This is a genomic window from Bacteroides sp. FSHCM14E1 (assembly GCF_019633785.1).
In the GTDB taxonomy this organism is placed as follows: domain Bacteria; phylum Bacteroidota; class Bacteroidia; order Bacteroidales; family Bacteroidaceae; genus Bacteroides; species Bacteroides hominis.
Genome location: NZ_JADKYL010000001.1, coordinates 348,100 through 370,932, shown reverse-complemented (window position 1 = coordinate 370,932; position 22,833 = coordinate 348,100). Strand labels below are relative to the sequence as shown.

Below are 22,833 nucleotides of genomic sequence, written 5' to 3'. Positions count from 1 at the left end.
TAATAGCACTTGTAGCGCATATAGCACGCTATTAATAAAAAAGATGAAGCAAGACTGGAAACCCGGAACCCTGATTTATCCGTTGCCTGCCGTACTGGTGAGTTGCGGAAACAATGAAAGTGAATACAATATACTTACGGTGGCTTGGACCGGAACCATTTGTACCAATCCACCGATGTGTTATATTTCTGTCCGTCCCGAACGCTACTCCTATCCTATTATAAAAAAGAATATGGAGTTTGTGATCAACCTGACAACCCGGGATATGGCTTTTGCAACAGATTGGTGTGGGGTACGGTCGGGTAAGGATTATCACAAATTTGAAGAAATGAAACTGACACCGGGTAAATGCACGGTGGTGAGTGCGCCTCTCATTGAGGAATCTCCCCTTTGTATCGAATGCCGGGTAAAAGAAATTGTATCTTTAGGATCACATGATATGTTTATTGCCGATGTGGTAAACATTCGGGCGGATGACCGTCACTTAAACCGGGAAACCGGAAAACTGGAACTGGCAGAAGCTAATCCGCTTGTATATGTACATGGGGGATATTATAATCTGGGAGAAAAGATCGGTAAATTCGGTTGGTCAGTAGAAAAGAAAACAAAGTGAAGCTATGAAACGAGTGATTCTCCTTTTTATATATATGTGGATTACTTTTGCCGCTTATGGTGAAGGTGATCATAAAAAGGAAAAACGCCCGGATGACCGCAAAATAAATGTAGGAATCAGGGGTGGTTTTAACTCTTCCATGTTTTTGGTTTCCAATCTGAAAATCAAAGATGTAACCATTGACGAGATTCAGAATAATTATAAAATAGGTTATTTCGGTGCTCTCTTCATGCGCTTCAACATGAAGAGACATTTTATACAGCCCGAGATATCGTATAACATCAGCAGATGCGAAATCACTTTCGACAAACTGGGTTCACAACATCCCGATATCGAACCTGACTATGCATCGGTTAATTCAACTATTCACAGTATTGATTTTCCGTTGCTTTACGGCTATCACGTAGTAAGACAAGGCCCTTACAGCATGTCTCTTTTTGCCGGACCGAAACTAAGATATCTGTGGAATCAAAAAAATAAAATCACCTTTGAGAACTTCGACCAGCAAGGCATCCATGAGAGGTTACATCCCTTCAATGCCAGCGCAGTGATCGGAGTAAGCGTCAGCATTTCACGTATCTTTTTCGATTTTCGTTATGAACAAGGACTTCGCAACTTGTCGAAGTCTGTTACTTACGATAATATAGACGTCGAAGGTAAGCCCGAAGTAAGTAATATCACTTTTCGACGCCGTGATAATGTACTTAGTTTTTCACTCGGAGTTATATTTTAAATAACTTTTTTAGCTAAAAGGTTGCACACTCTTTAAATATTACCTAAATTTGTGCGATTATAATAATAAAGGTTTCAAGATATACTTTAATCTTATTATAACAAATAATGAAAAGAGACGATTTAATTTTCGAGATTATCGAAAAAGAACATCAACGTCAGTTGAAAGGCATTGAGCTGATCGCATCAGAGAATTTCGTGAGTGATCAGGTGATGGAGGCAATGGGATCTTGTCTTACCAACAAATATGCGGAAGGATATCCGGGTAAACGCTATTATGGCGGCTGTGAGGTGGTAGACCAGAGTGAACAAATTGCCATCGACCGCTTGAAAGAGATTTTCGGTGCAGAATGGGCCAATGTACAACCTCACTCAGGAGCACAGGCTAATGCTGCTGTATTTCTTGCTGTGTTGAACCCGGGCGACAAGTTCATGGGACTGAACCTGGCACACGGAGGTCACCTTTCACATGGTTCATTAGTAAATACTTCGGGAATCATTTACACTCCCTGCGAATATAATTTAAAACAGGAAACCGGTCGCGTGGATTACGACCAGATGGAAGAAGTGGCATTACGTGAGAAACCCAAAATGATAATTGGAGGAGGTTCAGCCTACTCTCGTGAATGGGATTACAAACGTATGCGCGAAATTGCCGATAAGGTGGGTGCGATCCTTATGATTGATATGGCACATCCTGCCGGATTAATTGCAGCAGGACTGTTGGACAACCCGGTGAAATATGCTCATATCGTAACTTCAACTACCCACAAGACTTTGCGGGGACCTCGTGGCGGTGTAATCATGATGGGTAAAGATTTCCCCAATCCATGGGGAAAGAAAACTCCAAAAGGAGAAATTAAAATGATGTCTCAGTTGCTCGACTCAGCTGTATTCCCCGGAATACAGGGTGGTCCGCTGGAACATGTAATTGCAGCTAAAGCCGTAGCTTTCGGTGAGTGTTTGCAACCGGAATATAAGGAATATCAGAAGCAAGTACAAAAGAATGCTGCCGTATTGGCACAAGCCTTAATTGACCGTGGCTTTACCATCGTTTCCGGCGGTACGGATAATCATTCGATGCTGGTGGATCTACGCAGTAAATATCCTGACTTGACAGGTAAAGTTGCCGAAAAAGCACTTGTATCTGCTGATATAACAGTCAATAAAAACATGGTTCCGTTCGATAGTCGTTCTGCGTTCCAGACTTCAGGTATCCGTTTGGGTACTCCCGCTATCACGACTCGTGGTGCAAAAGAAGATCTGATGCTGGAGATTGCAGAAATGATCGAAACCGTTCTATCGAACGTAGAGAACGAAGAAGTGATAGCACAAGTACGTGCACGTGTCAATAAGACAATGGAAAAATATCCGATCTTCGCTTATTAAATAGCACATTTTAGTATTAAACAATAACATACGTGGGCTCGCAATTCTCTGTGAAGAAAGTTGCGGGCATTTTTTTTGCTCTTTTAACATGGCATTAACACCCCACCCTAAAACCTTTCCTTCCCAAGAACCGTTGTTAAGTAGTTAAAAAAAGAAGATATTCACTTAATACCTAAACTGATATGAAAATAAGAAATTTAATGGTTGCAACTACATTATTTGTTGCTGCAGGAGCTATGGCTCAAAATCAGGATTGCGCCTTCTTCTTTCCTAATCAAGAAGGTGAGCAAATCACTCGTAATTGTTACACCGCTGATGGTAAACTCACCAACATCCTTGTCTACAGAGTAGACCAAGCCTACGATTACCCTTCAGGAATGGAAGTAGTAGCCAACTATACATTTACTGATGCTTCCGGAAAAACACTCAATTCCGGGCAAATGGTAGCTCGCTGCAATGACGGTAACTTCTCTATGAGTATGGGAGATGTGGCCACATTCCCCACTGCACTTAATATGATGAATGCCGATGTATATATGATGGGAGATTTAATGAATTACCCGAATGCATTTTCCGATCCAATGAATCCGGGAGACGATGACGAGTTTGATGACGGCACTCTGCGTCTTTATCAAAAAGGCAATAAAAATAACCGCGCCGAAATTTCTATCTTCGACCGGGAATTTGTTGCTACCGAAACGGTAAACACTCCAGCAGGAGCATTCTATTGTACCAAAGTAAAGTACGAAATGAATATCTGGACTCCTCAGGAAACAATAAAAGGTTATGGATATGAATGGTATGCACCCAATATTGGAATTGTCCGCTCTGAACAATACAATAATAAGAAGGAGCTACAATCGTACAGTGTGTTAGAAAGAATCAAAAAGTAGCACACTGGACTCTATATATCCGTCATCCCCGCCATTCTTTCAAGAAGAATAGCGGGGATTTATTTATTGCTTTATATCGGACTATCTTTAACTCAATCCTTCAATATTACCATCCACGATGTCAATATGCAGAGCTTGTGGTTCTTTAGGTAAACCCGGCATACGCATTATTTCGCCCGCAATCGCTACGATCATCTCGGCACCGTTATTTATAACGATATCTTTAATATGAAGTTCGAAATTATCTACCGCACCATATACTTTCGGATCCGCAGAGAAAGAATATTGGGTTTTAGCAATACATACAGGATAATGACCAATACCCATTTCTTCAATCAATTTAATCTTGTTACGGGTCAGTGTGCTATAAGTCACGACACTTGCACCATATAGATTGATTGCGATTTTCTCGATTTTCTGCTGTACGCTGTCTCCATCATTATATGTAAACTGTAACGGTTCAGACGGTTTATTCTCAATTGTTTCAACCACAAGGTTCGCCAGTTCGACAGCACCCTCACCTCCTTCCGTAAAGGCATTATTGATAGCATAGCCTACTCCTAACTGCTCACAGTGCTCACGAAGCAACTCCATTTCTTCATCCGTATCACTCGCAAATTTATTGAAAGCAACGATAACCGTTTGACCGAACGAATGAAGATTACGAACATGCTTGTCCAAATTGCGCAAACCTTCTCTCAATCCTTCAAGATTCGGTTCTTTAATTCGGTCCAGGCTTACTCCTCCGTGCATTTTGAGCCCTTGTGCTGTGGCAACAATCACTGTCAGACGTGGTTGAAGCCCGCTCTTACGACATTTAATATTATAAAATTTCTCTGCTCCCAGATCGGCACCGAAGCCGGCTTCTGTGATAACATAATCTCCAAAAGTCATCGCCATTTTTGTTGCCAAAATAGAGTTACAGCCATGGGCAATATTAGCAAATGGGCCACCATGTACAAATGCAGCGGTGCCTTCGGTAGTCTGTACCAGATTCGGATGTATAGCATCTTTCAGCAAGACAGTAATAGCCCCTGCCACGCCCAGATCTTTTACAGTAAACGGTTTGTTATCATAGGTGTAGCCTAAAAGAATATTCTCGATACGACGGCGGAGATCATCTACATCCTTTGAAAGACAAAGAATAGCCATAATTTCCGAAGCCGGTGTAATGTCAAATCCGGATTCCTGTGTAATACCATTTGTTTTCGGACCAAGACCAACTACGATATTGCGCAATGAACGATCGTTGACATCGAGTACGCGACGCCAGAGAATCTCTTTCAGACCAAAACCTTTAGATTGATTCTGGTATAAATAATTGTCCAATAGTGCAGAGATCATATTGTGAGCCGAAGTGATGGCATGAAAATCACCGGTAAAATGCAAATTAATCTTTTCCATCGGAAGTACCTGGGCATAACCTCCTCCTGCTGCCCCTCCTTTCATACCGAAACACGGTCCCAGGGAAGGTTCACGCAAAGCAACAATTGCCTTTTTACCTATCTTGTTTAATCCTAATGCAAGACCTATGGATACAGTCGTTTTACCAATCCCTGCTTTCGTTGCAGTAATGGCAGTGACCAAAATCAGATTGCTCTGTTTCACCTTCTCTTCATCAATCAGATATTCAGGGATTTTTGCAATATACCGGCCATAATTTTCTACTTCATCGCGAGGTATACCGATGCTTTCAGCCACTTGTTTTATTTTCTTCAATTCAACACTACGTGCTATTTCTATGTCTGATTTCATATTGGGAGTTATTAAGTTAGTAAATGAAGTCGCAAAATTAACAATTAACTCCATATCAAAGTTGTCTTTATTACCTTTTTTTAGTGGAGATAAAAAGATGCCACATCATTGCTGGATTTTTCAGGGAAAAAAGACGTATATTTGCTACTTACAAACAAACAAGCAATATGATACGATATATAATCTTTGTGGCTCTATGTATCTGTACCGGAATAGTATCAGCTATAGATCACCATGCAAAAGACAGCCTCTTACTACAACTAAAACATACGACAGTATCCGCTCAACGAATCAGTATCTACAGAAACCTGGCAGATATCTGTTTTGAAACACCGGACGAAAAAACATATTTGCTTGGCATGTATAGAGAAGCTAAAAAGGCGGGTGACACACCCATGATGCTTGATGCATTGAATGATCTTGCATGCGGAGAGGCTAAAGAATACCGCATGGATTCAGCGTATCATTATATGAATCTGATAAAAGCAACTCATAATGTCAAAGAAATAATTCCTTTATCAGCTTATCTTCACATGCGTTTTTTCGATGTGCTATGCAGCCATAACGAGACAGAAGAGGCCATTGCGAAGGAATTGCAGTTTACGGAAGAAAAGAAATCGGACGCACCATCTCTATACAGCAAAATCGTACAAGCTTATATCACCGGAAGTAGCCTTCATTCCAATGAAATGATGAAAGAAGCACTCCCCTATTTGGAAACAGCAATGAACTTATCCAAGCAATTACCTCCTGAGAAACGCATTAAATTTGTATCAATGATTGTTTGGAAATTATCCAATATCTATAGTTTTTTGAACGAATGTGACTCAGCGATCCGTCTTTTGGAAGAAGATTTGGAAAATCAGCAACTGTATTATAAAGATCATTACAAAGCAAAACGCCCCTTTTACAATCTGGCTGCACGTGAGTTACAAATCTATGCGTCACTGTTGACAAATGCTATCATGGTAGCTCCCGAAAAGATGGATTATTACTGGCAGCAAATAGTAAAACTGAACAAGGAGCTGACAAATCCGTACGACCGGTACAATTATTTCCTATCAATGGACAACTATTACTTGAACTTAAAGCCTCACCCCAATTACGAGAAAGCATTAATTGCCAATGACAGTCTGATTCAAATAGCTCAAACGATAATTCCAAACAATCTGCCAGGACTCTACGACATCCAATCACAAACATATGAGGCCATGGGCAATTTTAAGGAGGCGCTGGCATACCTTAGAATATCTGCTCAGTATAAAGATTCGCTAAACACTGAAAATATGCAAAAGCAACTTAGTGAACTCCAAATAAAATATGAGGTGAACAAATTGAATAATGAAAAGTCACAGCTTGAAATAAAAAATAAACGCATTTTAGTGATATGCCTGTTCATCATCCTGACCATTGTAATCGTTATCTGTCTTTATTTATATCACAATCTGAAAAAAGAAAAAAAGATGAAGATTCACCTCCGGAATCTCAAGCAAAAGGCCGAAGAAAGTGAAAAGATGAAAACAGCTTTCATTAATTCTGTTTGTCACGAGATACGAACACCACTTAACGCCATTGTCGGTTTCTCTGATTTGATATTCAATGATGAAGTAGATAAAGAAAACCGCGAAAGCTTCTCACACGAGGTGCAGAAGAACACGGTCTTACTGACTTCACTGATCAATAATATGCTCGAGGTATCCAGCTTGGATGTATCACAGGAAAAACTGCCTTGTAAACAAGTCGATTTACATCATATCTGCATACAAGAAATGAAGCAACTAAGCCGGTATCATAAGCCTGATATAGAATATCATATGGACTTACCGGAACACCCTGTCATTTTGTCTACCCATGAGAAATATTTATCATTGGTTATAGAACACTTGTTGAACAATGCTAATAAATTTACCGAAAAAGGAACTATCACCCTCCGTTACTGCATGGATGAAGCACACCAACAGCTTCACATCAGTGTGACAGATACCGGATGCGGTATTCCGGTTGACAAGCACAAAGAGGTATTCGAGCGTTTCTCGAAACTCAACACGTTTACTCCGGGAAATGGATTAGGACTATATCTGTGTCAACTAATTATCCGCAGGTTATCCGGAGAGATAAATATCGATCCGACATACAAGGAAGGTACTAAAATAACAGTAACCATACCTGTCCAATAGCCCCTCCTTAATTTTTAAGAGTAAATCTACTTGAAACGTGAAGTATCCACACCTTCACGTTTCTTCTCTTTATATCCTCCGAATTTATAGGTAAACGAGATACCCAATTCACGAAAAGCGGAATAATGGTTTGTTACGTTCTGCGTGGCATAACGAATATGCGGAGAGATTTGAGCCGTTTCAAACAAGTCATTGCACCGAAAGGTTAACAACGCTTTCCCACCAGCAAAGGTATATCTGAGTGCCACATCTACATTGCCGGATACCGGTAAATCATAAATGCCCTGTATTGCCTTACTGCGCATCATCCCATTCACAATCAACCTGAGATCCGGACGGGAAGAAAGGGTCAGGGTATGATTCATATTCAACATGGCATAATATACTTTCCTGTCAAAAGGAATATTCCAGAAGTCACTGTCTTTCTGGCGATCGTAAACGCCGGTCAACGTAAAACGTGAACTTAGCCAGCGACCTATCGTAAATGGAACAACAGCTTGTATACCTGCTTGTTGCTCAAAATCAAAATTGAAGTATTTATAGATCTCGACTAATCGGTCGGGGGACTGATAAAGAGTTTGTGTTGCATTATCTTTAGTATGGCTATACCAGACATTGAATATATATTTACTCTTCAGAATATAAGTCAATTGTAGCTGATAATTAATTTCCGGTTTCAGATAAGGATTTCCATGAATTTCCGAATATTCTCCGCCCATATAGGACACGGCATTTTGAGTTGCCCAATAGTCGGGATAACTTTTATCGCTGCTGAGTGACAATTGCCATACGTTTCCCGGTGCCGGAGTGTAATTGAGATTAAAAGCCGGATATAGACTCCATTCATTCCATACAGTCGTATGGAATCGTTCGGCAGCCAACGAGGCATCCAAAGACAAGTTATCGCCAAAACTCTTGTTAAATCCGGCATAGAAATTCAGTGTTTGCTCCCGCCGACGAGATTTCATGTTGTTGCTTTCCAACATCATGTTGTCATTCTCAGAATTATAATAATATTGATAGCTGTTGTCTAAACTTGTAGTATAAACAGCTCCATAGTTTACTCCCCATCCATTAGGCAGTTCATGTTCTTGAGAAAGGAAAAGCTTCCAACGATTGATACGCTGAGAATCGCTACTACGAAAATTCAATTCATCGCCTTCTAACCGGCTATGTAGCAATTGTGAAGAAGGCGAATGATAATAAGTATATTCCACTCCTGCTTTCATTCCGAATGGGGTGTGATAATCGATCCGCCCGTTATGTAGTTGATCGACCATCCGGGTACGGGCATTTGAGCTTTGTGTACCATTCACTGTACTTAAATTAAAGCCATTCATAAACTGGGCATTGTATGTCAAACTGAGCTGATGATCGTCGGCAAAAAGATAATCACCTCCCAAGCGTAAATTGTGTCTGTTAAAACGACTTTTTTGAGATTCGTTGGTGTTCATGGGATGTATCGTACCATCCGACAAGGTGTGCAAAGCCTTCTTATCCGTCAAGAAATAGTTCCGTCCATGACTGTAAGAGTAAAGAAAGTCTACAGAAAATTTATGTCCGGAATATAGAAGGCTCGCACGCTCAGTCAGGTTTTCATAATGCTTTTGCCGGTAGTCACTGAAAATTTCTCCTTGCAGGGAGGCTGCTCCGGAATCACCTTGCTTCAGACAAATGTTTATCATGGCTCCACGCACCTGATAACGTGCTGGAGCCGAATACATCACTTCAGCTTTCTCTATACGACTGGCAGGAATACTTTTTAATAGAGTGTTCAGTTGTTCGGGAGTCATTGTAGTCACTTTGCCATCCAATACAACAGTAACGCTCTTCCCACCTAAAGTAAGGTTATCGTTCATCTCCGTGACACCGGGAAGCTCCTTCACTGCATCATAAGCATTATCTACCGCTAAATTCCGGAGGAGCCGTGGCAGGTCATATATAAGTTTGCCTTGCATAGCTTTCACTATCGGACGTTCACCTACCACCATCACTTCCGGCAAGGATCTGTATAAACTGTCTAAACGTTCATCCATCGTAATCAGGCTATCTGCAGAAAGTATCCGGTCTTCATTTTGCGCTGCCACCTGCCAACAGACAGCAGCAACAAACACTAAAGTTACGTAAATCCGTTTCATCTTTTCGTTTTTTGTTTGGGTTACAGCTGCAAAGTACCGAAGAAAAGACAAAACAATGAGTTATCACCGGCTTATTTAGAGTTATCTACTGTTATCGGGAATACTATTCTTATATTTACTCAATTGTATCATGGAGCAGCATCTACCTATCCCGACAATAGCAAAGACTCATTTCTTTAAGACCTCTCTTCAATCGATTTAGGCCGTCAATCAATATCTGTCGGGGACAGGCTATATTGATACGGATAAAGCCTTCACCGGCTTCTCCATACATACTTCCTTCGTTTATACAAAGTTTTTCTGCCTTCAATAATAACTCTGCAATTTCCTTTGAACTACGATTCAGCACCGAACAATCTACCCATACCAGATATGTACCTTCCAATTTCACAACAGGAAATTGTGGAAGATACTTATTGAAAAAAGTCCTCATGTACAGGTAATTATCCGACAGATAACATTTCAGTTCCTCCAGCCACTCTTCCCCGTCATTGTAGGCGGCCACTAAGGCTTCCACACCAAACGGATTCACGTCACAAACCTCATTCAAATTGATTGCTTTATCTATTTTCACACGTACAGATTCATCAGCCGCAAAGATATTGGCAATCTGCAATCCGGCAAGGTTGAATGCTTTGCTTGGCGAAGTACAGGTAACCGAACGAGTTCGGAAATCATCCGAAATAGAAGCAAAAGGTATATAAGTATGCCCCGAGTAAACCAACTCACAATGTATCTCGTCCGCTACAACCAGTACATCATTACGAAGGCAAATTTCACCGATACACATCAGTTCTGCCCGGGTCCAAACCCTTCCTACAGGATTGTGTGGATTGCAAAGTAACAATAGTCTTACTTTCGGATCGGTAGCCTTCCTTGCCAAATCGTCAAAATCAATCCGGTATGTTCCATTCGTGTATACAAGGGGATTAGCTACTATTTCGCAACCATTATTACGAATAGAAGAAAAGAAACAATTGTAAACCGGGGTTTGTACCAGCACACGGTCACCCGGAACTGTCAGGGCTTTGATTATGGCAGATAAAGCCGGAACGACTCCCGAAGTGTATATAATCCAATCTCTATCTATCTGCCAACCATGCCGGCGTGTGAACCAGTTTATAATGGCATCATAATAAACCGGAGGGACTTTGGTATAGCCAAAAATGCCATGATCCATCCGCTTACGTAACACTTCAACCACAGCAGGAGCCGTACGGAAATCCATATCGGCTACCCACATAGGCAGAACACCCTCTTCCATCACCGCATCCCATTTATAGGAATTGCTATTACGACGGGAAATTATTTCATCAAAATCGTACTTCATGCGCTAAAGCAAGTTAAGTTGTCCCATAGTTGCAGTGCGCAGTCAGCAGGAGCTTTAATACTTCCATCCATAATGATTTCCCCGTAGCTTTCTGCCGTTATACTGCCGGTACGCGGATTCTTCACACTATGTACCGGAGTGTTAATAGTTGCCTGCAAACTGCTGTATTCAAAACAAAGGTCAGCATCATCAGCCATCATACAATTCTCCATAACAAGGTCGTGAGCATAACAAAGTGGCTGCGTTCCCGAGATTCTGCAATTTACCAGACGTAGATTGTGAGAGTGCCACCCCAAATACTCTCCGTTCAATTCAGAGTCATACACGGTTACATTCTCCGTATTCCAAAAGGCATCTTTCGAATTAATGACAGCATTATGAATTTCTACGTTCTTGCAATACTGAAAAGAATAATTCCCGTTCTGGCTATAATTATCAATACGGATATTTTCACTATGCATGAACAGGTAATCGGCCTTATCTATCTGTACCTTTTTTAATTCTACATTACGACAATGCCAGAACGTTTCCAACGCATTGGGAAGTTGTACGTTTTCCAATTTGATACCATCCATTTCACGAAACATTTTCGGAGCTTCTACCACGGTATCCATCATCTGGAGATTTTGTGAATACCAAAGTGCGGCACGTGCTCCTTCCGTAAAAAAGCTGCTTCTCACAATGAAACCATTCGTGTGCCAGAAAGGATATTTACCTTCAAAACGGCAGTTCACCGCTATGATATTACTGCACTCTTTTAATGCGGATTCACCGGCATGAATCGTTACGTTTTCCAATTGCAAGTCGTGTGTGGCAAACAAAGGACGTTCGCCTTCATAGTCCTTATTCTTAATTATTTCCATGATTTGATTGTTTAGTTATCGATTTTATTTCTTCCCCTGGTATATTCTCCATCAAAGTAACTCAAAAGAATGATTATATCATATTTCATTCCCATATCCTTCTTTTTTATGGTTCACCCGATACATGCGCAGTTGAATCAGCGTTTAAATGGAATTGATAATCAGAAGATTATATTTACCTGAATTTTACTATCGACGTAAATCCATTTACCCAGGCATGTAAATGCTTTTACCTGGGCATGTAAATCCATTTACCTCGGTATGTAAAAGCATTTACCCCGGCCGGTAAACGGAACCGGCATTCAAGGTTACGGATGTCCGCACCTGGAGTTAACGTCAAGACAACGCATTCTTCGGATAAACCAGATTCCAGCAATGCATGAGAAAAAACTACGCATTTGTGTCGGATGAACTTTTATTATTTCAAATATGTCTTAAAGAAATCCTCCAATTTGTCGAACGGAATAAAATTCACGCGGTCGTAAAGATCCACATGACCCGCACCAGGCACAATATAGAGTTCTTTTGGTTCGGCGGCAAGCCGGTAGGCATCTTCACTGAATTCACGCGAATGTGCATTCTCTCCGGTAACAAAAAGCATCGGACGTGGTGAAATGGTTTCAATATCAGCAAACGGATAAAAATTCATAAACTTGACATTGCTGCTGAGCGTGGGATGTGTAGTGGTCAATGGGGTTGCTCCTTCAGGAGTATATTCTCCCCGTGAAGTACGGTAGAACTCATAGAACTCACGTGCTATCGGATCGGAGTTTTCTGTTATTTCATGAGGAGTTCCACCAGTATATCGGGTTTCTCCACCCAAGAACTCTACATAGCGTTGTTCAGCGGCTTCGACCATGATTTGCTTCCGTTGCTCCAAAGTCAAGGCATGCTTCAGCCCATTACGACTGGCTGTCCCCATGTTGTACATACTTATGGTTGCAATGGCCTTCAGACGAGGATCTATTTTTGCCGCACTGATGGCAAAACTTCCACTGCCACAAATCCCAATCACACCGATATGCTCACGTTCGACAAATGAACGTGTCCCCAGATAATCGACTGCAGCACTGAAGGCTTCCGCATAAAGCTCCGGAAGGACTGCATTGCGAGGCTCTCCTTCGCTGCTTCCCCAGAAAGATAAGTCGATGGATAAAGTTACAAAACCGCGTTCGGCCATTTTCGTAGCATAGAGATTAGCACTCTGCTCTTTGACGGCTCCCATAGGATGTCCTACAATAATTGCCGGACGTTTCTCGTCTGCTTTCATCTCTTTAGGCAAAAAGAGATTACCTGCCACTTTCATTTTGTACTGATTGGGAAAGGATACCTTCTCCATATTTACCACATTGCTTCTATAGAAATTATCTGCATCGGTTTGAGCAAAAGAAGGATTTGCACTGAGCATCGTAAACGATGTTGCTGCCAATAATAAATTTCGTTTCATATCTTCCTTGATTTTAGTAATTAAATAATTGATTGTCTTCTTTCTACATTGCAAATATACAAGGAAGAAAAGAGACTCCTTGTAGACATATTACAGACATCATAACCCGAATTACAGATTATGCTTCTTTATGCCTACACCAATTTTAAGTTTGGCATAAAGTGCCACTGCGATACAGACAGCTAACTAACGGCATTACGCAAAAAAGCATTCCATACCTTACAAGGACAGAATGCTTTTTTTGATATCTACCAATATGTTGGAAATGAAACACACGGACCATGTCCGTGTTATCAGTCTATGGGACCTTACATCACATTATCGGTATTCGGAGAAACTTTTTTCGCTTTCATGTCAATCACAAAACGGTACTTGACATCATTCTTCTCCAAACGTCGGAAGGCTTCGTTTATCTGATCAACACCAATCAACTCTATCTGAGCCGTAATATGATGTTCCGCACAGAAATCAATCACCTCTTGTGTTTCGGCAATACCGCCAATATTGGAACCGGAGAAACTTTTGCGGCCATTTACAATATTGAATGCACCGACTTCAAGCGGTTGGTTAGGAAGACCAACTAAAACGAGACTACCGTCCACTTTCAAGGCATTCAGATACATATTTACGTCATGCCGTGCGGAAACCGTATCCAGGATCATATCAAAACGAGTCTGATATTCCATCTGTCTGGAGTCGGTGGACAGAACAGCTTCGTCTGCACCCAATTCTCTGGCTGTATTCATTTTTGAAGGAGATGTTGTAAACACAGTAACATGGGCTCCCATCGCCTTGGCAATCTTTATTGCCATGTGGCCTAACCCACCGATACCGACAATACCTACTTTCTTTCCGGGACCTGCCCCCCAATGCTTCAATGGCGAATAAACGGTAATTCCTGCACACAAAATGGGAGCTGATGCTGCAAGATCAATCGTCTCAGGAAGTTTCAGTACATAATTGGCATCGGCCACAATAGCTTGCGAAAAACCGCCATAGGTCTGTCCGCCAAGATATTTATCGGGCGAATTAAAAACAACAGTCCAGCCTTCATCACAATATTGCTCTTCACCGTTGTGACAGTGTTCGCAATGTCCGCAACTATCGACAATGCAACCAATACCAGCTAAATCACCAACCTTAAATTTTGTCACATCCGAACCAATTCCTGTAACACGTCCTACAATCTCATGTCCGGGAACTATGGGATAAATAGTTCCGCCCCAGTCATTATGCACAGAATGAAGGTCTGAGTGACAAATTCCACAATATAAAATATCAATTTCCACATCGTTCGGTAGAAGTGAACGACGCTGAATATCCAAACGATGAAGCGGTGTTTCAGCCGATTCTGTTCCGTAAGCTTTTACTGTCTTTGTTTCCATACTGTTTTAGGATTATGTTTTGAAATAATTTATTCTATACCAATCTATATTATGAAATTTGTTTCCCCATTTCATATGCTTCTGCCAATGCCGGATTACCTTTTATTTCACCCACATGCCAAACACCGGTAGCAAGCACTTTACCTTTCACTACCGGATTTTCCAGGCAATCGATAAATCCCATGAGGTTATCGAATACATGTTCCAAATAAGGAAGTCCTTCTTTACCCTCGGCAGCAGAAGCGAGAAAATAAAACTCCTTATTAATCATTTCGGTATAAGGGCCGCAACAACGGTCGAGTAACGTTTTCAACTGTGCACTCATTGCATAAAAATAAACGGGTGTCGCTAAAACGATAACATCGGCCGATAACATTTTCTCAATAATTTCCGCCGCATCATCTTTCTGAGGGCACGGCTTCTTATATTGGCTGCATATGCCGCATCCCGTACAATAGTGGATGGTCTTGTCCCGTAGAAAAACCTTTTTCACTTCGTTCCCCGCCTCTGTGGCTCCACGCATAAACTCATCACAAAGTGTATCAGAATTTCCCCCGCGTCGCGGACTGGATGATAAAATCAATACTTTCTTGCTCATAATTATCTATTGTTTAAATTGTTGTTGTTCATGTTACAAAGGTATGTGGTTAAGAGAATATACTTAGTAGATAAATCACGGAGAATATAACCCGAATTACAGATTCTGCAATTAGGCGTCTACCTGCTGTTCGGCCTGGTGGATTCAACTGGCAGTAGGGGGGGGACGATACTGGGTATCGGCGTGGTTTTATCATGAACTGAATAAGGTGTACGGCTATAATTACCTCGACCGGTTGCCGACAAGCGATTATACCCTGCGGGAACAGTTCACCTTTGAAACTTACATCAACACTCCCGAAAAAACTCCGGCTGCGGAGCTTATAACAGATATTTATATCCCTATTACAAAAAAAGAAACATGAAATACTTAAACCAAGAAATAGAAAATGAATTAAAAAATCATGGAGCAGGACTGGTTCGCTTTGTCGGCATATCGCATTTGGACGAAAGGCAAAACAGACAACTCCCGAACCGATTGTACACCGCCTTCAAATCACGCATGTAGGTAGAGATGGTATTGAGGCTCAACCCTTTCGGCCCCCTATCTATCTTTTGCGCCCCTTCCTTGCCGGAGCTTCTCTTTCGCGCCCCTTCCAGTTTCATCCATTCCTCATACTCCTTCAACCTGCCCGGAGTGAAAACTTCACCCACCGGCATCGGTGTTCCTTCACCCCCGTAAAACTCCGTAACAGATTTCAGCGCATACGTGTACGTATGTACCGCCGAACGTTTCTTGTCCGCTTCCAACTGTCCGATCACCGACTGCATGTAACATGCCAGATCCGGTAAGTTCGTGGTTAGCGTCCCTCCTGCATTCCTTTCTTTTTCATCCATAATACTCTGATTTTTAGTTCCGCATCGCGCGTATGTCCTGAAACAGGCACGACGACGGGAAAGTTTTGGGATGCAAAGTAAAGAATGTGAGGGAGTGATAAAGAACACAAAAGGGGAAATAAAAGAACCCGGCAAATATTCAATTTCAGGCGTAGGCTGTATAATTTATCTATTCCGGATGTCCAGGTTGGACACCGAAATAACCACCAACTTTATCCGCCGCTGTTCTTTCACTTATCACGATAAAACGATCAGGTTTTGCTTCTTCTCCTAACACAGAGATAAGAGCAAGTTTGGTTAAGTGATGCAAGGGAAAATCAATAATGCTAATTTATAGTTAAGGGGTACCCGCAAATTATTAAATAGAACCCTAACAGAAAGAAATTTTACACTAATGAAAATATAATCACCCATTACTATATGTAAAGTATTGAATCTATAATTATTAAGGCATTCCCTATTTTCTTTTAAAAGAAGACTACTTATGGTAACCTTTAGCACAATCTATTGATTAACTTTGCACCCAAAGAACAAGAAATATATGAAAATCAATGCTGAAACAAAATATTGCCAAACGTGTGGAATCCCTTTAGACATAGATTATACAAATCTTAAGGCAAACCAAAATGTGGAATATTGCGACTATTGTTTGCACAACGGGGTTAAACTCTATGATTTCTCAATGGATTATCTCATTTACCTTTGGGGGCTTTTCCCTGAAGAATATTATAAAGAGACAGGAGTCAATCTCACTTCGGAAGAATTGAGAGCGGAAATGTCCAAACGGCTTCCGAATATCAAAAGGTGGAAACAAAAGATCAATACGGCTCATGTGCAATATGATTTGATTATAAGAGTTCAGGAGTATATCAACCGCCATTTGTTTGACGACCTTGATTCCGACAAGCTATCGCATGTTGCAGGTATCTCCAAATATTATTTTCGCAGGCTTTTCAAAGCAGTTTGTAGCGAAAATATTGGAATGTACATTCAACGACTGAGATTAGAGTACATTGCATTTAAGCTAATAACAACTGATATAAGTGTCCCGAAACTTCTCGGGCAAATCAATTATCAGAACAAACACACACTTTCGAGGGCATTCAAGAGTTATTTCAATTGTTCCATTCCGGAATTTCGCAAAAAGCATTCAAACGTCAATCCCGAAAGAAAGAATCCGATACGAATTGAACCAAGTATTGAAAAAATATCTGGTATCCGAATCGCATACTTGAAATTGGAAAGAACAAATAATGTCATCCATAGCTTCTCTGTTTTGTGGAAGCAGTTGCTACAATTTTCCGAAAAATATGAATTGTCTTCAAAAGGATGTAAATACATAAGTTTGACTCTCGATTATCCGTATATCACGCCAGAAGAACAAAGCCGTTTTATGATTGGGGTAATATTGCCCAAATCATTTGAAACGCCGAAAGGCTTTGGCGTTTATGAGATTCATGCGGGAGAATATGCAATCTTTCGTTTCAAAGGGTTTTATCATGAACTGAATAAGGTGTACCGCCATATTTACCTTGACTGGTTGCCGACAAGCGATTATACCCTGCGAGAACAACTCACCTTTGAGACTTACATCAACACTCCCGAAAAAACTCCGGCTTCGGAGCTTATAACAGATATTTATATCCCTATTACAAAAAAAGAAACATGAAATACTTAAACCAAGAGATAGAAAACGAATTAAAAAATCAAGGAGCAGAACAGATTCGCTTTGTCGGCATATCACATTTGGATGAAAAGCAAAACAGACAACTCCCGACCGCCATCGTTTTTGCACTTCCGCTAACCGCAGAATATGCTAAAATGGTATTTAATATTCCCGACTACGTACAAGCACGGATAGCGGATAATTACAATTTCGATGATGATGAATATTCGCAAACCGAACATAAGGCGGGAGAAATAGCAGACGAATTAGCCAAGTTCATTACCGGGAAGGGCTATAAAGCCATATCGCAATCCGATACAGGATTAGTGGCTGATGGCGTATTCAATTTTGAAACAAAAGAATCAATATTGCCCCATAAAACCGTTGCACTACTTGGCGGATTAGGGTGGATTGGAAAAAACAACCTGCTAATTACCCCTGAATATGGCGCAGCACAATGTCTCGGCACGGTTTTGACTGATACTCCACTGGAAACGGTATTGCATGAACCTCTAACTCCAAAATGCGGAAATTGCATTACTTGTGTCAATATCTGCGAGAGAAAGGTCCTTAAAGGTAAAGTTTGGAGTAGATCTGTTTCAAGAGATGAAATCGTTAACATACATGGATGTAGTACCTGTTTGAAATGCCTTGTGCATTGTCCCAGAACACAAACATATATAAAGAGGAATATTGTCTGAATCTCCACAAGCAACAAACGAAGGTTCACAAGAATAAAAACGGAAGAGAAATCAATCCCTTCCGTTTTCATTCTTATATTTTTCCATAACCAATAATCGAAAAATCTAAATCCTTCGAATTACCCTGGCGGGGTTACCTGCCACAATCGTGTTCGGTTCTACATCGCTGGTCACAACACTACCCGCTCCTACAACACTATTCTCACCGATTGTAACTCCCGGAAGGATCGTAGCCCCTGCTCCTATCCATGCCCTGCTACAAATATGTACCGGTCTACAAGTAATAATCGAGCGATTGTCAAGATCATGATTATTCGATATCAGTTGTACGTTGGCAGCTATCTGAGCATCATCGTCAATCGTAATACCACCGGCAGACATCATCAGGCAACCATTCATAATAATGACATGGCGGCCAATCTTCACCTCATGGGGACGAACGACAGTAAGCGGAGTATTCACACGACTGCCTTCCCCCATATCCGGGAAAAGACGATGAAGCAGCTCATCATATTCGTCCGTCATCGGCATAGTATGGTTCAGGCGGAATACCAATTGTGCCTGTTCTTTCGCCAAAGCAAGTTCCGCCTCACTCTGGTGTGCGCAGTCTATTCTTATTTCTTTCATATATAATGCTACTCCTTATTTCAATCTCTTTCCATCCGAAAAGGCATTACCTATCTTTTTACCCACTTCCAGGTAATCGTTATTGAACGGGTCGAATATAATAGGAGACACTTTGGATACATCCACTTTTCCGTTTTCGTCGAGAACACGTTCATCTACACTTACGTTTATTATCTCACCACGCAAAATGCAGGTTTCAGGATTATAATCCTTCAACTTACATTCCAGCACTACAGATAATTCGTCGATCAACGGTGCATCTACAAACTCCGAACGAGTAGCATGGAAACCTGCACGAGCAAATTTATCCGAAACCTTATTGCCGGAAACAATACCCACGTAATCACAGGCAACCACCTGTCCGACCTCTGCCATACTTACGGTAAAAGCCTTACGCTTCAGTATATTGGCTGTCGTTTTATGTCCCTCACTAATACAAATACTAATTTCATGCATCTCGCTGATACCACCCCAAGCCGCATTCATAGCATTGGGAGTACCATTTTCATCATAAGCAGCGATAATAAACACCGGCTGCGGATAAGTAAAGGGCTTTGCCCCAAAATTCTTTCTCATAACAATTTATTTTTTAGTCCATTTCTTAATATCTTCCTTCGCCACACCATTCAAAAGGCGACCCTTTTGCCATTTCATATCAGGATAGGTTTCCTGTAACTCTTTTTCCGCATTAGAAATACTACTGCTACCCGATGTAGCAAACGGAATAATGTTTTAGTCTCTATTATCATGGTACAAAATTACAGAATAATATTCATCATTAAGGTATATAAATCACTGATTATCTAACCAAAATCACTGATAAAAGAAAAAACGAAGGACGAGCTTAAATCTATATCTGGGTTACCGGTAACTTCGATGATACTAAAAGTCTTTTAGATTTAGAAATAGTATGTGTAAGAGGCTGTGTCGAAACTCTTTTCACCACAGAGTAGCACAGAGTATCACAGAGTTTTTCACTAATAATCAGTAACTTTAAAACACCTCTGTGTTACTCTGTGTCCTCTGTAGTGAGTCATGACACCCTCTTACACATAAGTTACACATTCATTATCAATACATTAAAAAATCGACATATTAGCTATCTTTTGAAACTCAGTATATATGCAGACAAAAACAGACAAATTCTCAATTTTATATATTTCCAATCCAAGTTATCGAAGTAACAAACAAATATTTTATCTTTACCTGAAAGAGAGTTCTTTGAAGATTAATGCAGAATAATGAAATTGACCTCAAAAATCAATCGTTACCTAATTCACTATTCATTTTTCTTTGACTTCACGAATATCCTGCTAATCAGGCTATTTCGTCACTGTAGTTTTTGACTTTAGTGTTATTTAGTCTTATCAGATGTGATAATCCAGAAAGTTTACTATTATCTTTGTTTGCATGAAACTCCCCATAAAACATATTGCCATACTCGTAATAGCCTCTTTGATAGCTATTTTTGCCTACCAGACATATTGGTTGGTCAGCATGTACCATACCATGAAAACAGACATGGAGCATTCCATTACCGAGGCTATGCGCACATGTGATTATAATGAAATGATGCTACGCATAGAATGCATGCGCCGTGATGACAAAGATCATGGTGAGATCTCTGTCTCTGCCGGGTACAATGATGAAGGTGGAACACTGGTTCGCAGCAGCACTACAGTTCATAAAGAGAAGGTTCCCAAAGGTATGGATGTACAACAGGACACAATTCTTAGAACCGAAAAAAAACTGGACACCCTGATCGTAGTCCGTAATGATCAGAGGGAAATAAAAGTAATCCCCCAGGACTCTACTTCGCAGGAAGTGAAAGCTGCCATGCTACAAACGAAAGGTGGTCTGGACCTATTATTGAAAGATCAGAGTAGCATGCTCGAACTGGCTACTTATTTTCAAAGGGGATTACATTCGGGACTTGACATAATCATGGATCCCGACTTTCAGTCCTACGACAGCCTGCTGACACTAAGCCTGCAAGAAAGGGGAATAACACTTCCATATCGGATAGAATATCTGCGTTTCAGCCACACTCTCGATTCTACTCAATTTTTTACCGATACCTTGGGAGTTGCCGGTACAGCGGACTACATCCCCGGACCGGATGCACATACTTACGACTATACTTTCGACATCCATTCACACTCGCTCTACCGCCTCCGGATGGATTCTGTAGCCGGAGTTATTGTCCGGCAGATGGCTGGTATACTTATTACTTCATTTATCATTTTGTTGATATTAGGATTCTCTTTCTGGTACTTGATCCGTACATTGCTGAAACAGAAAACACTGGAAGAAATGAAAAGTGATTTCACCAACAACATCACGCATGAATTAAAGACCCCTATAGCTGTGGCATATGCCGCCAACGACGCATTGCTAAACTTCGGACAAGCTGATGAGAAAGAAAAGCGAGACAGATATCTAAATATCAGCCAGGAGCAACTGCAAAGACTCAGTGGGCTGGTCGAACAGATACTAACGATGAGTATGGAACAGCGTAAGGCTTTCCGACTCCGCCCGGAAGAGATAACTCTTATCCCTTTGCTCGAAACATTAGCAGAGCAACACCGACTCAAAGCAAAGAAACCCGTCAGCATTGACTATAAAACAGAACCAGAAGATCTTACGGTATTTGCCGACCGGACTCATTTCAGCAATATTCTGAGTAATCTGATAGACAATGCCGTGAAATACTCACCAGAGAAAGCCGTTATCCATATCCGCTGTCGTGAAACAGAAGTTAACGGAAAAGTAGAAATCTCAGTCACCGATGAGGGAATCGGTATCGCACAAGAGAAACAAAAACATATATTCGACAAATTTTACCGTGTACCGACCGGAAATCTCCATAACGTAAAAGGATACGGTCTGGGACTCTACTATGTGAAAACAATGATTGAGAAGCATAGAGGCACAGTTTGTGTAGAAAGCGAACCAGGACACGGTAGTACATTCACCATTATGTTATGAAAGAAAAAATTAAAGTATTATTAGTGGAAGACGAACTAACCCTCGCCATGATTATCAAGGATACACTTGAAGAGAATGACTTCACCCTCACCATTGCTGCCAACGGTGAAGAGGGATTGCGTATGTTTTTCGACACACGTCCGGATGTGCTGGTAGCCGACGTGATGATGCCACGTATGGATGGCTTTGAGATGGTAAGACGTATCCGCCAGACCGATAAACAGACCCCGGTACTTTTCCTGACAGCCCGTTCGGCCATCAATGACGTAGTAGAAGGTTTTGAATTGGGTGCCAATGATTACCTGAAAAAGCCATTCGGAATGCAGGAACTGATCATCCGTATTAAAGCATTGGTAGGTAAGGCATTCAGTTTTGCAGAAGAAAAGAAAATAACCACACGGTTTGAGATAGGCAACTATTTGTTCGATACCCTTGCACAAACACTGACACATGCCGGATTGAAACAAGAGCTCTCCCATCGGGAAACAGAAATTCTAAAACGGCTTTGCGAAAATCAGAATCAGGTAGTCAACACACAGAATGTACTACTCGACCTTTGGGGAGACGATAGCTTTTTCAATTCACGGAGCTTACATGTTTTCATCACTAAACTCCGACATAAATTATCGGCTGACGAACGTATACGCATCGTAAATGTCAGAGGAATCGGATACAAATTGATATTAAACTAAAAA

18 protein-coding genes and 4 pseudogenes are annotated in these 22,833 nt (G+C 41.1%); 11 read left to right on the top strand and 11 right to left on the bottom strand.

What is annotated here, in order from left to right:
- The first annotated feature begins 43 nt into the window (after window positions 1-43).
- From ISX59_RS01620 to ISX59_RS01605, 4 genes are all read left to right on the top strand, one after another.
- Entirely contained in the window at window positions 44-613 is a 570-nt protein-coding gene (locus ISX59_RS01620) for a flavin reductase family protein (RefSeq protein ID WP_005805957.1), read from the top strand.
- Window positions 614-617: 4 nt separating this feature from the next.
- Window positions 618-1,346 carry a porin family protein gene (locus tag ISX59_RS01615; RefSeq protein WP_005805955.1) on the top strand — a complete coding sequence of 243 codons (729 nt, stop codon included), beginning with the start codon at window positions 618-620 and terminating at the stop codon, window positions 1,344-1,346.
- A gap of 107 nt (window positions 1,347-1,453) precedes the next feature.
- Window positions 1,454-2,734 carry a serine hydroxymethyltransferase gene (glyA, locus tag ISX59_RS01610; RefSeq protein ID WP_005805953.1) on the top strand — a complete coding sequence of 427 codons (1,281 nt, stop codon included), beginning with the start codon at window positions 1,454-1,456 and terminating at the stop codon, window positions 2,732-2,734.
- A 182-nt stretch (window positions 2,735-2,916) separates the two neighbouring features.
- Window positions 2,917-3,627, top strand: a complete 711-nt coding sequence (locus ISX59_RS01605; RefSeq protein ID WP_005777603.1) for a hypothetical protein — start codon at window positions 2,917-2,919, stop codon at window positions 3,625-3,627.
- A gap of 87 nt (window positions 3,628-3,714) precedes the next feature.
- On the opposite strand, the gene ISX59_RS01600 is transcribed toward ISX59_RS01605, so the two are convergent.
- Complete coding sequence (locus ISX59_RS01600; protein ID WP_032537139.1) at window positions 3,715-5,382, bottom strand: formate--tetrahydrofolate ligase; 1,668 nt, start codon at window positions 5,380-5,382, stop codon at window positions 3,715-3,717.
- 167 nt (window positions 5,383-5,549) lie between these two features.
- On the opposite strand from ISX59_RS01600, the gene ISX59_RS01595 reads away from it, so the two are divergent.
- Window positions 5,550-7,559 (top strand): sensor histidine kinase KdpD, encoded by a 2,010-nt coding sequence (locus ISX59_RS01595; protein WP_220575589.1) that lies wholly within the window; start codon window positions 5,550-5,552, stop codon window positions 7,557-7,559.
- A 26-nt stretch (window positions 7,560-7,585) separates the two neighbouring features.
- Here ISX59_RS01595 and ISX59_RS01590 read toward each other — a convergent pair whose 3' ends face one another.
- The 6 genes from ISX59_RS01590 to ISX59_RS01565 form a co-directional block, all read right to left on the bottom strand.
- Complete coding sequence (locus tag ISX59_RS01590) at window positions 7,586-9,697, bottom strand: outer membrane beta-barrel family protein (RefSeq protein WP_220575588.1); 2,112 nt, start codon at window positions 9,695-9,697, stop codon at window positions 7,586-7,588.
- 142 nt (window positions 9,698-9,839) lie between these two features.
- Entirely contained in the window at window positions 9,840-11,027 is a 1,188-nt protein-coding gene (locus ISX59_RS01585; protein WP_032537141.1) for a MalY/PatB family protein, read from the bottom strand.
- On the bottom strand, window positions 11,024-11,890 hold the full coding sequence (locus tag ISX59_RS01580) for a DUF3737 family protein (RefSeq protein WP_005777594.1): 867 nt from the start codon (window positions 11,888-11,890) through the stop codon (window positions 11,024-11,026). Before ISX59_RS01580 ends, ISX59_RS01585 begins: the two co-directional genes overlap by 4 nt.
- 418 nt (window positions 11,891-12,308) lie before the next feature.
- Window positions 12,309-13,337 carry an alpha/beta hydrolase gene (locus ISX59_RS01575; protein WP_005805943.1) on the bottom strand — a complete coding sequence of 343 codons (1,029 nt, stop codon included), beginning with the start codon at window positions 13,335-13,337 and terminating at the stop codon, window positions 12,309-12,311.
- A 308-nt stretch (window positions 13,338-13,645) separates the two neighbouring features.
- Entirely contained in the window at window positions 13,646-14,722 is a 1,077-nt protein-coding gene (locus ISX59_RS01570; protein WP_022012789.1) for an NAD(P)-dependent alcohol dehydrogenase, read from the bottom strand.
- A gap of 49 nt (window positions 14,723-14,771) precedes the next feature.
- Window positions 14,772-15,320, bottom strand: coding sequence for a flavodoxin family protein (locus ISX59_RS01565; protein ID WP_032529953.1), 549 nt, complete (start codon window positions 15,318-15,320; stop codon window positions 14,772-14,774).
- A gap of 187 nt (window positions 15,321-15,507) precedes the next feature.
- On the opposite strand from ISX59_RS01565, the pseudogene ISX59_RS01560 reads away from it, so the two are divergent.
- Both ISX59_RS01560 and ISX59_RS21345 read left to right on the top strand, forming a co-directional pair.
- Window positions 15,508-15,684, top strand: a pseudogene (locus ISX59_RS01560) (GyrI-like domain-containing protein); the annotation flags it as partial.
- A pseudogene (locus ISX59_RS21345) lies at window positions 15,681-15,809 on the top strand (epoxyqueuosine reductase); the annotation flags it as partial. The pseudogenes ISX59_RS01560 and ISX59_RS21345, both read left to right, overlap by 4 nt.
- Here ISX59_RS21345 and ISX59_RS01555 read toward each other — a convergent pair.
- Window positions 15,794-16,156 (bottom strand): annotated as a pseudogene (locus tag ISX59_RS01555) (phage integrase SAM-like domain-containing protein); the annotation flags it as partial. The pseudogenes ISX59_RS21345 and ISX59_RS01555 overlap by 16 nt on opposite strands.
- Window positions 16,157-16,697: 541 nt before the next feature.
- On the opposite strand from ISX59_RS01555, the gene ISX59_RS01550 reads away from it, so the two are divergent.
- Together ISX59_RS01550 and ISX59_RS01545 are read left to right on the top strand one after the other, a co-directional pair.
- The gene (locus ISX59_RS01550) at window positions 16,698-17,825 is read left to right on the top strand and encodes a GyrI-like domain-containing protein (protein WP_122330328.1); all 1,128 of its coding nucleotides are present in this window, start codon (window positions 16,698-16,700) and stop codon (window positions 17,823-17,825) included.
- Window positions 17,822-18,523, top strand: coding sequence for an epoxyqueuosine reductase (locus ISX59_RS01545; RefSeq protein WP_220575587.1), 702 nt, complete (start codon window positions 17,822-17,824; stop codon window positions 18,521-18,523). The genes ISX59_RS01550 and ISX59_RS01545 overlap by 4 nt, the downstream gene beginning before the upstream one ends.
- Window positions 18,524-18,628: 105 nt before the next feature.
- Here the strand turns inward: ISX59_RS01545 and ISX59_RS01540 are convergent, their stop codons facing one another.
- The 3 genes and pseudogenes from ISX59_RS01540 to ISX59_RS01530 form a co-directional block, all read right to left on the bottom strand.
- A complete protein-coding gene (locus ISX59_RS01540) occupies window positions 18,629-19,150 on the bottom strand; it encodes a DapH/DapD/GlmU-related protein (RefSeq protein ID WP_005805932.1) in 522 nt (173 codons plus the stop codon).
- Window positions 19,151-19,165: 15 nt separating this feature from the next.
- Window positions 19,166-19,726, bottom strand: a complete 561-nt coding sequence (locus ISX59_RS01535) for a flavin reductase family protein (protein WP_005805930.1) — start codon at window positions 19,724-19,726, stop codon at window positions 19,166-19,168.
- 6 nt (window positions 19,727-19,732) lie between these two features.
- Window positions 19,733-19,879 (bottom strand): annotated as a pseudogene (locus ISX59_RS01530) (flavodoxin); the annotation flags it as partial.
- A 681-nt stretch (window positions 19,880-20,560) separates the two neighbouring features.
- Between ISX59_RS01530 and ISX59_RS01525 the strand changes: the two are divergent.
- Window positions 20,561-22,138 carry a cell wall metabolism sensor histidine kinase WalK gene (locus tag ISX59_RS01525; protein ID WP_032542305.1) on the top strand — a complete coding sequence of 526 codons (1,578 nt, stop codon included), beginning with the start codon at window positions 20,561-20,563 and terminating at the stop codon, window positions 22,136-22,138.
- On the top strand, window positions 22,135-22,830 hold the full coding sequence (locus ISX59_RS01520; RefSeq protein ID WP_032542307.1) for a response regulator transcription factor: 696 nt from the start codon (window positions 22,135-22,137) through the stop codon (window positions 22,828-22,830). Before ISX59_RS01525 ends, ISX59_RS01520 begins: the two co-directional genes overlap by 4 nt.
- Window positions 22,831-22,833: the final 3 nt, after the last annotated feature.